The 13,443-nt window shown below is 73.4% G+C and carries 12 protein-coding genes; 3 read left to right on the forward strand and 9 right to left on the reverse strand.

Features of this window, described 5'->3' with window-relative positions:
• Positions 1 to 407 precede the first annotated feature (407 nt).
• Together ACIOHG_RS32960 and ACIOHG_RS32965 are read left to right on the forward strand one after the other, a co-directional pair.
• Positions 408 to 1,136, forward strand: a complete 729-nt coding sequence (locus tag ACIOHG_RS32960; RefSeq protein ID WP_400956085.1) for a DUF2625 family protein — start codon at positions 408 to 410, stop codon at positions 1,134 to 1,136.
• A 177-nt stretch (positions 1,137 to 1,313) separates the two neighbouring features.
• On the forward strand, positions 1,314 to 2,678 hold the full coding sequence (locus ACIOHG_RS32965) for a Fic family protein (RefSeq protein WP_400956086.1): 1,365 nt from the start codon (positions 1,314 to 1,316) through the stop codon (positions 2,676 to 2,678).
• A 100-nt stretch (positions 2,679 to 2,778) separates the two neighbouring features.
• Here the strand turns inward: ACIOHG_RS32965 and ACIOHG_RS32970 are convergent, their stop codons facing one another.
• Both ACIOHG_RS32970 and ACIOHG_RS32975 read right to left on the reverse strand, forming a co-directional pair.
• Positions 2,779 to 4,800, reverse strand: coding sequence for a DUF4132 domain-containing protein (locus tag ACIOHG_RS32970; RefSeq protein WP_400956088.1), 2,022 nt, complete (start codon positions 4,798 to 4,800; stop codon positions 2,779 to 2,781).
• A gap of 171 nt (positions 4,801 to 4,971) precedes the next feature.
• Positions 4,972 to 5,346 carry a hypothetical protein gene (locus ACIOHG_RS32975; protein ID WP_400956089.1) on the reverse strand — a complete coding sequence of 125 codons (375 nt, stop codon included), beginning with the start codon at positions 5,344 to 5,346 and terminating at the stop codon, positions 4,972 to 4,974.
• A gap of 547 nt (positions 5,347 to 5,893) precedes the next feature.
• Here ACIOHG_RS32975 and ACIOHG_RS32980 point away from each other — a divergent pair.
• Positions 5,894 to 6,427 carry a hypothetical protein gene (locus ACIOHG_RS32980; RefSeq protein WP_400956091.1) on the forward strand — a complete coding sequence of 178 codons (534 nt, stop codon included), beginning with the start codon at positions 5,894 to 5,896 and terminating at the stop codon, positions 6,425 to 6,427.
• A gap of 264 nt (positions 6,428 to 6,691) precedes the next feature.
• Here ACIOHG_RS32980 and ACIOHG_RS32985 read toward each other — a convergent pair whose 3' ends face one another.
• The 7 genes from ACIOHG_RS32985 to ACIOHG_RS33015 all read right to left on the reverse strand — a co-directional run bounded on the left by ACIOHG_RS32985 (position 6,692) and on the right by ACIOHG_RS33015 (position 13,399).
• Positions 6,692 to 7,363, reverse strand: coding sequence for a response regulator (locus ACIOHG_RS32985; RefSeq protein ID WP_400956092.1), 672 nt, complete (start codon positions 7,361 to 7,363; stop codon positions 6,692 to 6,694).
• A 204-nt stretch (positions 7,364 to 7,567) separates the two neighbouring features.
• Complete coding sequence (locus ACIOHG_RS32990; protein WP_400956094.1) at positions 7,568 to 8,611, reverse strand: serine hydrolase domain-containing protein; 1,044 nt, start codon at positions 8,609 to 8,611, stop codon at positions 7,568 to 7,570.
• A gap of 85 nt (positions 8,612 to 8,696) precedes the next feature.
• Entirely contained in the window at positions 8,697 to 9,812 is a 1,116-nt protein-coding gene (locus tag ACIOHG_RS32995; RefSeq protein ID WP_400956095.1) for a glycosyltransferase family 4 protein, read from the reverse strand.
• Positions 9,809 to 10,345, reverse strand: a complete 537-nt coding sequence (locus tag ACIOHG_RS33000; protein ID WP_400956096.1) for a dCTP deaminase domain-containing protein — start codon at positions 10,343 to 10,345, stop codon at positions 9,809 to 9,811. Before ACIOHG_RS33000 ends, ACIOHG_RS32995 begins: the two co-directional genes overlap by 4 nt.
• Positions 10,342 to 10,881, reverse strand: a complete 540-nt coding sequence (gene dcd, locus ACIOHG_RS33005; RefSeq protein WP_400956097.1) for a dCTP deaminase — start codon at positions 10,879 to 10,881, stop codon at positions 10,342 to 10,344. The genes ACIOHG_RS33000 and dcd overlap by 4 nt, the downstream gene beginning before the upstream one ends.
• Complete coding sequence (locus ACIOHG_RS33010; protein ID WP_400956098.1) at positions 10,878 to 12,104, reverse strand: metallophosphoesterase; 1,227 nt, start codon at positions 12,102 to 12,104, stop codon at positions 10,878 to 10,880. Before ACIOHG_RS33010 ends, dcd begins: the two co-directional genes overlap by 4 nt.
• The gene (locus tag ACIOHG_RS33015; RefSeq protein ID WP_400956100.1) at positions 12,101 to 13,399 is read right to left on the reverse strand and encodes a UDP-N-acetylglucosamine 1-carboxyvinyltransferase; all 1,299 of its coding nucleotides are present in this window, start codon (positions 13,397 to 13,399) and stop codon (positions 12,101 to 12,103) included. Before ACIOHG_RS33015 ends, ACIOHG_RS33010 begins: the two co-directional genes overlap by 4 nt.
• Positions 13,400 to 13,443: the final 44 nt, after the last annotated feature.

Below are 13,443 nucleotides of genomic sequence, written 5' to 3' on the forward strand. Positions count from 1 at the left end.
CGGCCGAAAACCCGAGTACACCCAGTACGAGGGCTTCCGGCCGGCACGCCGAGAGCACGCACCGGACGCCGCTCCTTGACGGCAAAGGTTGCCTGACGCGGCACTAGGAGCGGCAAGCCCCGGCGGCCCATACCCCCGGCATGCCCACGCCGGTCGATTCCCGGCCGATCCCACCCCCGCCACCCCCACCCCCGCCACCCCCGCCCCGCTTCCCCCAACCACCGCACCCCGCACGTGACTTCGCCCCACCCGCCCCATGGGTCGCCCCTTGCCGCACGCCGCGCCCCCATCGGCGGCCGGAACCGCACCTTCCCGCTTCCGCTTCCGCTTCCGGTTCGGTCCGGTCCGTGCGGTCCGTGCGATCCGTGCCGTCCCGGGAGGCTCGCCCGGCGTGTGATCATTGCCGGATGCGCACGATCGAAGAGTTGACCGAGGTCGACGACCCGGCCTGGCCCGAACTCCGCGAACTGCTGGCCACCGCAGCCGTTCCCGTACGGGTGCTCCCGGCCGACCCCGAGGAGGGGCGGCGCTGCCTGCTCCAACTGCAGGTCACCGTACGGTCCACGCTGGGGGCGTTGACCCTGCACACGGGCGGGCTGCTGCTGGACGGCGGCTGGCTGCGGGTCTTCGGCGGCGGCCGGGCCGACGGCGCCGGGGGCCTGCCGGGGCTGGGTCAGGTCAACGGGTTCCCGGCGGCCTTCGACCCGGCCTGGTACCCGGCGGACGGCCTGGTCGTCGGCCACGACGTCCTCGGCGGGGTCTTCGCGCTGAACGGCCACGACCCGGCGGCCGCGAACCGCCCCGGCGCGCCCGGCCAGTTGGTCTACTTCGCGCCCGACACCCTGGCCTGGGAACCCCTGGAGATCGGCCACTCCGGATGGATCGCCTGGCTGCTCTCCGGCGGCTCGACCACCTTCTACCAGGGCCTGCGCTGGCCCGGCTGGGAGACGGAGGCCGCCGGGCTCACCCCCTCCCAGGGGATCGCCACCTACCCGTTCCTCTGGTCGGAGGAGGCCCGGGCCGACCTGGCAGCCACCAGCCGCCGGGCCGTGCCGATGCACGAAGTCCTCGGCCTGGCCGCCGACTTCGCCCGCCAGGCCGGCGCCTCCGAGCCCGGATTCCTCGGCCGGACCTGAGCCTGCCGCTCGACCTCGGCCGGCCCGGTGCTCCTCGAACGACCCGGCAGGCCCTGTTCGTTGCCCTGCTCACGCTCCCGGCTCACGCCCCCTGCCCATGCTCCCGGTCGGCGACGACTTCGGGCAGCCGGGGAAATACCGTTGCCCGCACCGCCGGTCCCCGGGCACCCTGATCGGGTGTCCAGAGTGCCCTACCCGGGAGGACTGTCCTGGGACGAGGTCGATCCCGCCGCCCACCCCTTCGACCCCGGTGCGGTGGCGCAGGTGGTCCACTCCCTGGGTCCGGCGAGGCGGGTGCCCTCCCGGACGGATCCGGACATTGACCTGACCCGGGTCAACTGGGCGCACGAGGTGGCCAAGCCCTGGTCCGATGCCATGACGCATGCGCTGGTCGAGCACTACGGCCAGTGGGCGGCAGGATGGCGCTGGTCAACCGGTGAGGGGGACATCGACGGAGGGCCGGTCGGGAGCTGGTGTTGCGGCGCGCACTCGATCACCACCCCGCAGCAGACCCTCGACCGGGTCGTGGCGGCGCTGTGCGAGTGGCGGGACTGGCTGGAGCGTCTCGCGGAGTGGTTCGAGGCCTACCCGCTGGACCCCGAGACCCTGGCGGCCGACCGCATCCTGTGGGAGAGCACCGCCCGCAACGTGATCCTGCAGGTGGCCGACTGGACCGGTGCCGAAAGCGGCTGGTACCGGCACTGCGAGCAGGTCCTGATCTGGTTCCTCACCTACTGGGGCGTCGCCCTGGAGACGGCCGGGAGCCTGGTGCGCCGGGCGGTCGGGGGCCGATTCAAGAGCTGGACCGCGCCGGACACCGTGCTGGCGGCGGACATCGCGGAGCGGCTCGTCGGCCCCCTGCGGCCCGAGGACGCCCGCCGGCCCCCCGAGTCCGGCGCGCTCCCGGACCACCTGGAGCGCTGGCTCGCGGTGCGCGAGAGCGTACCGTGGCCGGAACACGGGGGCAGCGCGGACAGCGGACCGGTGGTGCCCGCCCGCGACGGCGCGGTCGAGGAGTTCCGCTTCTTCGACGCGGCCGTGGACGCTGCCCGCGCAGCCGGCCTGCTCGCCGCACTCGAACTGGTACGGGCCGACGCCGCCCGCGGCGCCACACTCGACTTCGAGCTGCTGCGCGGCTGGCAGCAGCACGTACTGGGCACCCCCGAGCCGCCCCCGCTGCGCACCCACCCCGCCTTCGCCAAAGACGGCGCCGAGCGCTACGGGATCGGCCCCGACACCCGCGCCCGCCTCGATACCTGCTTGGCGCAGGCCGGCGACGGCCGGCTCTCGCTCGCCGCCAGGGCGGCCCGCGCCCACTTGGATGTCTGCTTCTTCCACCCGTTCGACGACGGCAACGCCCGCGCTGCCCTGCTCACCCTGCTGTTCGTGCTGGCCCGCGAAGGCGTCACCCTCGATTCGGTGCTGCTCATCCGTCGGTTCAGCCACCGGGCCGACGACCCGCAGGACGCCCTGGACCTGTGCCGTTACGTCGAGCTCCACCTCCAGCAGAGCCGTGCCGCCGTCGCTCGGCCCGCCGATTGACGGCAGAGGTCGTTCGACCTCCTGAGATTCCCGGGCCCCATGCCTGTACGCCCGGGCGGACGCGCTCTTCCACGCCGGGGTCGAACGGCAGGCTGAGGCGCTACGCCTCCGGGGACGTCAACTCCTCCAGTTCGAGCAGGACTTCGGAGGCCGCGACGGGTTCGAGCGAGGCGAGCCGGCGCGGCCCCGGGCGGAGGCGGTCCGGGCCGGACGTCAGCTGCACCGACCGCAGGGTCCGTCCGGGGCGGGGGGTGGGTGCGTCCGGTGCAAAGGTGAGCACCAGGCGGCTGCCGTCCGGCAGTTGGCGGTACAGGTCGGTGCCGCCGACCTGCCGCCAGCCGTTGGCATGCCGTGCGAGCAGACGGTCGGCCGGTACGACGGCGCCCTCGAAGCGGGGCAGGCGATGGCCCGCAGCCTCTTCGCGGGTCAACGCTTTGACCGGTCGGGCCAGTTGGCGGAACGGCTGGACGAGCCCGGCGTCGGCGAACAGTTCCGACCAGGCCGCCAGGTCCGGTCCGAGGTGCAGCGGATGGGCCAGCTTGGCCGGACTCCCCTCCGGAAGCGGGTAGTTGCTCCCGTACGCGCTGGTGACGGTGCCGTCCGGCCTGATCCGGAAAGCCGTGTGGTCGATGATCCACACCAGTCGGCGCGCCAGCCGTCCCAGCAGTGGATACCCCAGCAGTTCACGGAACTCGTCGGCGCCCCAGACCCGTTCGGCCACCATGGCGGCCTCCAGCCGCCTCCCCTGCTCGTCGGCGAGGGCCCGGACGTCCCACACCAGCGCGGCGAAGCGCTGTTGCGCGGTGGCCGCGGCCGCCGGGTCGTCCTGCGGTCCGGGCGGTGGCAGCTCCTCGCGCCGCCCGTCCGCGTCGTCGACCACGTACGGGCGCAGGTGCTCGTCGAAGCCGACGGTGAACGCCCGTGCGCCGTAGTCGAATACCGTGGTGCCGTCGGGGGCGAGACGGTCGGCGAGCTGATCGGACGTCAGGCCGAGACCGTCGGCAACCTCGGCGAGCCTGCTCTCCACCGCCCCGGCGGGCAGGTGCGCCGCCAACGCGTGCAACTGGCGTAGTGCGGTGTCGGTGCCGAGCGCGACCAGCACGTCCAGAACCTGCCCGACCCACCGGTCACCGTCCCGCCCGGCCCGCTCGCGCAGCAGCGCGCCGAGCCGCCGGGCCGTCCCGTCGTCACCGAATGCGCCGAGCGCGGCGAACACCCCACCGTCCTCGACGGGTTCGCCCGCCGACCGCCACTGCTCGAACAGCGCCCACCCGAACTCCGCGAGCGCCTCGGGTCGACACCCCGCCACCGCCTCCGCCGACCCGGAACAGCCGGGCCGGAGCAGCGCCAGCAAGCGACGCACCTCCGCCGCCGGCAGCACCGCCCCCGAGAGCAGCACCGGCGGCGGCAGTTCGGCGACCCGCAGCCAGGACGGCAGCGCGAGGTCGGCTCCGTCCACCGTGCCGGGCACTGCCCGCTCGGCGGGCAGCAACCGGTCGAGCGCCGAAGCCATGTCGGCCCCGTACTGGTCCGCGGCCGCAGCGCGCAGTGCTGCCCGCCCCTGCTCGGCAACTGCGCGGCGCAGCGCCTGTTCGGCCGCAGCCTGCACCGGGCCACGGGCGCCCAGCGCATCCGGAAGCAGGCACAGGGCACCTGCCGTGCCGTGCCGGACGAACCATGAACGAGCCGGTTCCTGAAGGGATTTGACGCCCAGCAGGCCCGGGGTGAGCAGCCGGGCGGCCCGGACGTCGAGGACCGGGAGCAGCAGCGCGGCGAACGCGGCGGGGCGGTGCTCGGCGGCGTGCAGGACGGCGGGGACGGCGGCCGTCCCGTGGGCGGCGAGCACCGCCCGGAGCGCGTCGCCGTCGATCCGGGTCGGCTCCGGCCGCCAGTGCGCGAGGAACGGCGCGAGCACCGAGACCGGTCTGGCGAGCAGGAACTCGCAGGCCACCGCCGGGTCCTGGGCCAACCGGGACGGCGCCTCGGCCGCCCAGTCGGTGTCCCCGGGGTACCGGACGGCGGCTCCGGCCCGGGCCGCCCACTCCCGCTGCTCGCCGGGCCGCCAGCGCAGCACCGTCCCGCTCCGGGAACGGTCGTACGGCTGCTGCTCGGTGTCGTGCACGGCTGCTCCTGACCCGCCGTTCGGCGGTCGACGCGAGAGAAAGAAGGGGCGGGAGCGGTGTGGTGCTCCCACCGCCGGGACGATGCTGGCATACCGCTCCGACGCCGTCCGAGGTGAGGCGCTGGAGGGGCGGCCACTGCCGACGGCCCGTCGGCAGCTCGGCCGGCGGCCTCAGGGAGCGGTCAACTCGGCGAGTTCGACGAGGAGTTCGGAGGAGGTGACCGGGTCGAGGGTGCCGAGGCGTTCGGGGCGTCGACCGGGGGCGGGCCAGTGATCGCCGGGACGGGTGTCCAGCCAGACGGTTTCGAAGGTCTGCTCGGGGGACTCGTTGACCAGTCCGACGTAGATGCCGGGGCGGAGTCGGACCACCAGGTGGCGGCCGCCCGGAAGGGGTTTGTGGAACCAGCGTTCGACGCCGCCGTCCGCCGGGCCGCCCGCGTCCGGCTGCCGCCGGGGCAGGGCGAGCGGGCGCCAGGACTCCGGCGGCACCAGCACGTCCTCGTCCGGCGGACCCGCGCCTGCCCCGATCCGTTCGCCGTAGTGCACTGTTCCTCTCCACCCCCACCGACATCCTCGCCCGGACCCTCCGGACCCCGGCGAGCGGCCTCGACAATGCCGGTCATCGGTGCCGTCACGGCGAGGACGGGATGCCCGGAACCACCGTCGGCTACGACGTCGGCGGCCTCAGCAGCACCTACGACGAGTGCAACGAACTCCTCGGCGACGGTGCCGGCAGTTGCACCTACTCCGCCCGCGACGCGCTCAGCAGTCAGGAAGTACGTGCCCCCGGATACCTGTGGGGGCAAGGCGCAGGTGGGCCGGCCCGTCCTTCTGCCGAGGTGCAGACGGTCAACGCCTGCCACCTGCTGGGCAGTCGGCTCCCCGGCTCGGGAACCGACCTGCGGAACCTGTCGACATCAGCTTCGACGAGCCTGTTGCCAACATGCTCCACAGCCCGAGCCGGGGTGGAAGGATCTGGGCGGAGTGACGACAGCCGCAGCAAGCAGCCCGTGCCCGGCCGGTAACACGCCATGATCATCGGAAGCTGCGGCCGGTCTCCCCGCCGAGCCGCCCTCGTCAAAGGGAGAACCACATGAACCTGGGGCGACTCAGGGCGATGATGCCGCCTCCGTCGACGGCCTGCGAGCCGATCGACTGGCCCGCTGCCGAGGCAGTTCAGGGTCCCTTCCCGGCCGACTACCGGGCGTTCATCGACGCCTACGGCGTGGGCGGGATCGGCGACCACCTCGACATCGGCCATCCCTTGGTGGTCAGTGGTCCGGGCGAACCGCCGATCGACGTGGAAGAGTACACCGGGGACGCCCGCTTCACCTTCGCCCGGGTGCGCACCGGTCTCCCGGACGAGGTCACCGACCCGGTCCTGTTGCGCGGCTGGGGCGGCAGCGATGCCGCCGACACGCTGTGCTGGCTCGCCACCGATCCGGATCCCGACCGGTGGCCGGTCGTGGTCTGGAAGCGGGGGCTGGGCCGGTGGCTGCTCCAGGACCTCGGCATGGTCGACTTCCTGGTGGCATTGCTCACGGCTGAACTGGACAGCTGCCCGCTGAGCGACCGATCGCTCTGGGGCAACCCCAACCAGGAATACTTCCCTTGGCAGGGGCAGTGAGCAGTGTCCGCCTGGCTCGCCGCCCAAGTGGCCGACACGATCGGGGGCCTGGTTCTGTACGTCTCGTCCGGCTGAGCCGTGTCGGAGCATCGGCATCGATCCGCTGTTCATCGACAGAGTCCGCGAAGTGGTCGCCCCTCGACCTGCCCAGGCGCGCACTGGTGCGGTGCGGACGAAGAATCCCGGGCGTTCCGTCCGGACCGGGAGCGCCGAAGAGATCCACGATCGGATCGTCATGTATTCCCATCGAATCTCCGACCCGCATCACCAGCGGTCGGCGGAGTGCGCGGCCGGTGTCCGGGCGGCGATCACGGCGGCCTGCACCCGGCGCTCCACGCCGAGTTTGGCGAGCAGCCGGGAGATGTGGTTCTTGACGGTCTTCTCGGCCAGGAACACCCGTTCGCCGATCTGACGGTTGGTCAGGCCCTCGCCGATCAGCGCCAGGATCTCCCGCTCCCGGTCGGTGAGCTGCGGGAACTCGGCGGCGGGCGCGGGCGACCCGCCGCGGAGCCGGGCCATCAGCCGGGTCGCGGCGCCGGAGTCGAGCATCGACCGCCCGGTGGCCACCGTGCGGATCGCGGTCACCAGGTCGGTGCCGCTGATCTGCTTGAGGACGTAGCCCGCCGCGCCCGCCATGATCGAGTCCAGCAGGGCCTCCTCGTCGTCGAAGGAGGTGAGCATCAGGCAGGCCAGCCCGGGCAGCCGGGACCGCAGTTCGCGGCAGACCGTCACGCCGTCGCCGTCGGGCAGCCGCATGTCCAGCACCGCGACGTCGGGGCGCAGCGCGGGCACCCGGGCGAGCGCCTGCTCGACCGTCCCGGCCTCGCCGACGACCGCCAGGTCGGGTTCGGAGTCCAGCAGGTCGTGCACCCCGCGGCGGACCACCTCGTGGTCGTCCAGCAGGAACACCCTGATCGGCGCGGAAGCCTCGGACACGGCAGCAACTCCTCCTCGCGGACCACGAACACCCCGCAGTCTGCCAAACCGCCCCCCACCACCGACAGGGCCGTCCCGCCCCGCCCCACCACCGACCCGGGGACCGGACGGCCCTTGACGCCCCGAGCCCGCACGTGCTCGAACCGTTGGGGTGGGGGAGCACGGCCGCCCCCGGGGCCGGTTCGAGGCGCGCGGTCGCCGGGGTCAGGAGAAAACGAGGGCGCGGAAGCGGTTGCGGACGCTGGTGAGCGGTTCGCGGTCGCGGGTGTAGTAGATCTTGTTGGTCAGCAGGACGGCCCAGGTGCCCAGTTGGGGGGAGGCCCACAGGCCGGTGCCGGTGAAGCCGTAGTGCACCCAGACGTCCTCGGCCGGGTCGGTGCCGGGGGCGGGGTGCCAGAACAGGCCGCGGGCGGGCTCCAGGGCGCCGGTCCGGACGGTCAGGGATTCCTTGGTCCAGGCGGGGTCGAAGCCGGGCTTTCCCGGGGCGGTGGCGGGGTCGAGCAGGTACTGGAGGAAGCGGGCGAGGTCGGCGGCGGTGGAGAAGGCGCCGGCGATACCGCACACACCGTTCAGGAGGCGGGCGGAGAAGTCGTGGGCGGTGCCCTTGAGGTGGGTGCCGGTGTCCTGGTCGAGTTCGGTGGGGGCGGCGAGGGCAGTCTGCTCGGCGGGCAGTGGGCCGAAGCGGGTGGTGTGCATGCCGAGGGGCTGCCAGATCCGGGTTGCGGCGAGGTGGTCGAGGGGCTGGCCGGAGAGGTGTTCGGCGAGGTAGCCGAGGACGAGGGCGGCCCGGTCGGTGTACTCGACTGCCTCGCCCGGCGGTCGGTGCAGGGCCTCGTGCAGGACACCCACGCGGATCTCGGCGGGGTCGGTGCCGTAGCGGTTCTTCAGCTGGGCCCTCAGCGGCAGCCCGGCGGTGTGGGTGAGCAGGTGGTGTGCGGTGGCCCGGCCGAGGGGGTGGCCGGTCACTTCGGGCCAGAAGGTGCCGAGCGGCTCGTCCAGCAGCAGCAGACCGTCCTGCCACAGTGCGCCGACGGTGGACCAGACGGCGAGGATCTTGGTGAGACTGGCGACGTCGAACAGGGTGTCCGGCCGCATGGTCTCGTCGGGTTGTGCGGGGTCGAGAACGCCGACTGCACCGCCGGCCCGGGTGCTGGTCGCGTCGCCGACGGCCCACACCGCCCCGGGGTAGGCGCGGTCGCGGAGACCGTCGGTCAGGAGTTGGTGGATGCGGTCGGTGCTGGGTGTCATGGTCTCCCCGAATCGCGGTGGACGTCCGCCCCGGTCAGCGTAGTGAGCCGACCGGGGCGGGGTGGGCTTCGGCGCGGTGCCCGGTTCAGCGGAACTGCGCGCCGAGGTCGGTCAGCGCGGCGGCGGTGGCGCTGAGCGGGTGGCGGGTCGCGTTCGTCCGGCCGGCCTCCCGCAGGGCGGGCAGCAGCGTGAACGAGGTCCGCAAGCGCTCCAGGTCGTGGGTGAGCGTGGCGGCGTCGGTGAAGTCGGTGGCCAGGGCGGAGCCGCCGAGGGCTTCGCGCAGGCCGGGAACGGGCTGGTGGAGGACGGGCAGGCCGCACGCCTGGGCCTCCAGGGCGACCAGGCCCATCGCCTCCAGGGTGGTGGAGGGCACGGCGAGCGCGTCGTGCTCGGCGAACGCCTTCCACAGTTGCGGGCGGCGGAGCCAGCCCAGGTAGCGCACCGGGTGACCGGCGTGGCGGAGCGAGGGTCGGAGCGCGTCGAACTCCGCGCGCGGGGCGGCGATGCTCAGTTCGACGTTCTTCACCACGGCCAGCGCCTTGACGAGGACGCCGCCGCCCTTCTCCGGGGTGAGCCGTCCGGCGTACAGCAGCCGCAGGTGGGGACCGCCGTGCCGGGCGGCCGGAGCGGGTGGGGTGGTGAGCAGGTGATCGGGGATGCCCCACGGAATGTGGTGGATCTTGCCGGTGTCGGTCCCGGGTGAGAGGCGGGCCAGGTGGTCGGCCATGGCGGTGGTGGGAACCACGATCGGGTCGGCGAGGCGGGCGCTCTCGCGCAGGACACGCAGTTGGTCGCGGTGCTGCTCGGCGAAGAGCAGGTCGGTGCCGTGCACCAGGGCGATCCGCGGGTGCCGGGGCAGTGCCCGCAGTAGGGCGGGGGTGGCGCCGAAGGCCAGGTGGTGCAGGTGCAGCACCCCGATCCGCTCGGCGTCCAAGGCATGTACGAGGGCACGGCAGAGGGCGGCGACGTAGCGGCGGAAGGCGGGGCCCTCCAGGGTCTTTCCGCTGACGGGCAGCAGGTCGAGCCCGGCCGGGACGGCGGGGCGGGGTCCGGCGGGCTGGAGCATGAAGGCGCGGGCGGGAAGGAGCGGGCGGTCGCCGGTGTACAGGTCGAGGAAGAGTTCGACGCTGCCACCGGGGCTGCCGTAGGGGAGGTCGAGGCAGGTCGCCACCAGGGGGCGGTCGGCGCGGGGGAAGGTCATGCGGTGCCTCCGGGGATCTCCTCGTAGAGGCGGGACATGTCGATGCCGTCGGTGGCCGTGTACTTGAGGCCGAGCTGCTGGTAGCTGGCCGGAGCACCGAAGGTCTGCAGGAAGACCAACTTCCCGAAGGTCATGCCGGGGTAGACCCGTACCGGTTTGGCGGCGCGGATCTCCAACGTCCAGCGGATCGCGTGGCCGACGTGGCCGAGCGGGGCGGAGACGTGCACCCAGATGCCGAGCGCCCCGGTGGTGCGATCGCCGTTGAGCAACTGCGCGTACCGCTCGGAGCCGGTGTGCTCCAGCGTCGCGCCGAGGTACAGCACGCCGGGTTCGAGAACGAGGCCGTCACTGGGGATGGCGATCTCGGTGAAAGGGGTGGGCTCGGCGGCATCCAGATCGCCCTCGCACACCCGTAAGGTCTCGCCGAGGCGCCAGTCGTAGGCGTTCGGGGAGAGCCGGACCGGGTCGAAGGGGGCGATGGTGATCTCGCCCGCCGCGACGGCGGCGGCGATGGCGCTGGCGGTGAGGATCATCGAGCCGCCGCCCCGGCACCGGGACGGTCGCGCCAGTAGCCGGAGGGCTGCGGGCCGAGCGCGGCCTGGTACTTGCCGCTGTAGAGGTCGACCGGTCCCACGGACAGGAAGAACATGATCTGGCCGATCTTCATGCCCCGGTAGACCCGCAGCGGGCGGGTCGGGGAGAGCATCAGCGTCCACTGGCCGTGGAAGCCGAGGTCGCCGATCGGCGCGGTGATCTCGACGAACAGGCCGAGCCGCCCGACGGAGGAACGGCCGAACAGCAGTGGGACGAAGGTGTCGGAGCCGACCTCCTCCACGGTGTGCCCCAGGTAGAGCTGGCCCGGCCGGAGGACGAACCCGTTCTCGCCGATCTCGAACTCCTGGGTGAGGTTGGGGCGGTGGGCGTCGATGACCTCCTCGGTGTACGTCAGCAGGGTGGACCCGAGGCGGACGTTGTAGCTGTTGGGGTTGACCTGGCCGGGTTCGAAGGGGGCGATGCGCAGCCGGCCGTCGCGGGCGGCCGTGGTGATCTCCGGGCCGGTGAGGATCATTCGGCTGCTCCTTCGACGCTCGGGGTGCGGGTGAGGACGTGCCGGACGACCTGGCCGAGCGGTCGGCCGCTGTCCTCGGCGGGCCCGGACGGAAAGGTCTCGGCGAGGTAGTCGGTGGTCAGCACGTGGCGGAGGCCGGGCGGAGGCGGGTCGGGCACCGTGACGAGCGGCCCGGCTTGTTCGGTCAGGCGCGCCAGCAGTGCGGGCAGGTCGTCGGGCGGGCCGGTGCGGACGAGCCGGTTGCCGAACGGTTCGACCGCCATCAGGTCTTCGGTCCGCAGCACTTCGCCGAGGGGCGCGGGCCGCAGGGCGGTCTCGTTGAGGACGACGAGTGCGCTGCCGCCGAGATCCCGGTGCAGTTCGGCGGCGACGGCCTCCAGCAGCGCCCGACGGCTGGGGACGGCGTTGCGCCAGCGTTCGGCGACGGGCCCGAGCGGGGCGGCCAGGCGGTCCTTCAGCGTGTCGATCTCCCGGCCGATCTCCGCCAGGTCGGCCGGGAGCCGGCCGGTGGTGGGGAAGCGGTAGGGGCGGGCGGTCCAGCCGGGCCCGGCAGCCGGTTCGGCCAGCGCGTACCCGGCCCCGTGCTCGGGGCCCTTGACGACGAGGGTGCCGCCTACCGTCTCGGGCCCGTAGCGGTCGCTGTGGCAGTGCCCGGCGAAGACGACCTCCAGGAACGGGCACTCGGTGGTCAGTTGCACGTCCTGTTCGAAGCCCGAGTGCGACAGCAGCACCCAGAAGTCCACCTCGTGGTGGTGGGCCAGCAGCAGTTCGCGCAGCGCCCGCAGCGGGTCCGTGGCGCGGTGCCCGGCGCGCTGGGCGAGCGGGATCGCGGCGAATGCCTGCGGACCGATGACGGCGGTGACAGCCACCCGCCGTCCGCCGACCTCCGCCAGGTGCAGCGGTCGGAAGAGCGGTCGGCCGCTCACGTCGTCGACGGCGTTCGCGCATACCGTCAACTCGTGCAGCCCGGGCTCGAAGTGGTGGCTCCAGCCGTGGTTGCCCGGCGCGATCACGTCGTACAGCGCGAGCAGGACCTCGCGTTCGATGCCGCCGCGGCTGAGCCGGTAGTAGCCGGTGCCCTCGAAGAAGTCCCCGCAGTCCACGATCAGCGACCGGCCGCGTTCGGCGCGCAGGTGGGAGAGCAGGCCGGTGGCGTGGGCAAGGTGGGAGTGGACGTCGGTGGTGGCGAGGATCCGCTTCAGTACTCGCGCGGCCCCGGTCACCGGGCGGCCTCGGTGACGTCGGCGCCGAGGGCGTGGAGCTTGGCGGGCAGGTCGGCGTGGCCGCGCCGGAGCTGGTCGAGGCCGGTGACGGTGGTGGTGCCGCGGGCGGTGAGTCCGGCGATCAGCAGCGCGCTGCCGGTGCGGATGTCGGTGGCCTCCACCAGGGTGCCGGTCAACCGCTGCGGGCCGGTCAGGCGGCAGCGGGTGGCGGAGAACTCCTCGAACTCGGCTCCGAGGAGGTGGAGTTGCGGCAGTAGGTTGCCGTGGCGGCCGGGGTTGACGGCATCGGCGAACAGGTGGGTGCCGGGCAGGCCGAGGGCGAGCGCCAGCAGCGCGGGCTCGAAGTCGGCGTCCAGGCCGTCCGGGTCGAGCGAGGCGACGGCCGTCAGCGGGGCACCGGTCGGAGTGCCGCCACCGGGCAGGACCAGGGCGTCGGGCTCGGTCAGGACGGGGAAGCCCAGCCGGTTCAGCGCCTCGGTGACGGGCCGGACGTCCAGGACCCGGACGCCCTCGATCCGGCCGCTGCCGCCGGTGGCGGCGATCGCGCAGGCCAAGGTCCCGGCCTCGATCTTGTCGCCCGGCACCGACCGGTCGAGCGTCGCCGTCTCGTCGGGTGCGGCGGGCGGCTCGACGCGGAGGACGTCCCGGGTGAGGTCCGCCTGCCAGCCGGCCTGCCGCAGGAAATCCAGCACCCCGGTGAACTCCGGGGACAGGTTGGGGTTGCCCAGCCGCAGCCGGTGGCCGCCCGCCACGGCGCGCAGGACGGCCGCCACGCTCGCTCCCCGCGAGCGGAACGGCAGGTCCACCGCCACCTGCGTGGGGCCGCTCGGCGAGGCGGTGACGCGGTAACCGGCCCGGTCGGTCTCGACCTTGTCGCCGAAGGCGGCGTAGACCTTGAAGTGCTCGTCCATGCCCCGGTCGCCGATCCGGCAGCCGCCCGGCCACGGCAGCCGGGCCCGGCCGCGGGCGGCCAGCAGGGCGGGCACCAGGTAGTAGGAGGCCCGGATGCGGTCCGCGTCCGGCAGTTCGGGCACCTCCGAGTGATCGTCCAGGGGCACGAGGGCCACCGACCGGGGAACGGTGGAAGGGCGGACCAGGCGCAGGCCCGAACTCTGGAGCAGTGCCAGCATCAACTGCACGTCCGAGCTGCCGGGCATGTTGCCCAACCGGACCGGTCGGCGGATCGCGGCGGCCGCCGCCAGCAGGGGCAGCGCGGCGTTCTTCGAACCGTCGACCCGGACGGTCCCGGAGAGCGGCGGCCCAGGGCGGACAGCGATGGCAGCGGATGGAGACACGGAAACCTCCGAACGGTGGGCGGGAGGATCGGATCGACGCGAAC

The sequence above is a fragment of the Kitasatospora sp. NPDC088134 genome (assembly GCF_044741705.1).
In the GTDB taxonomy this organism is placed as follows: Bacteria; Actinomycetota; Actinomycetes; order Streptomycetales; family Streptomycetaceae; genus Kitasatospora.

Coding starts and splice junctions, on each gene's coding strand:
- ACIOHG_RS32960 (WP_400956085.1), top strand. CDS start 408: ATGCGCACGATCGAAGAGTTGACCGAGGTCGACGACCCGGCCTGGCCC.
- ACIOHG_RS32980 (WP_400956091.1), top strand. CDS start 5,894: ATGAACCTGGGGCGACTCAGGGCGATGATGCCGCCTCCGTCGACGGCC.
- ACIOHG_RS32990 (WP_400956094.1), bottom strand. CDS start 8,611: ATGACACCCAGCACCGACCGCATCCACCAACTCCTGACCGACGGTCTC.
- ACIOHG_RS32995 (WP_400956095.1), bottom strand. CDS start 9,812: ATGACCTTCCCCCGCGCCGACCGCCCCCTGGTGGCGACCTGCCTCGAC.
- ACIOHG_RS33000 (WP_400956096.1), bottom strand. CDS start 10,345: ATGATCCTCACCGCCAGCGCCATCGCCGCCGCCGTCGCGGCGGGCGAG.
- dcd (WP_400956097.1), bottom strand. CDS start 10,881: ATGATCCTCACCGGCCCGGAGATCACCACGGCCGCCCGCGACGGCCGG.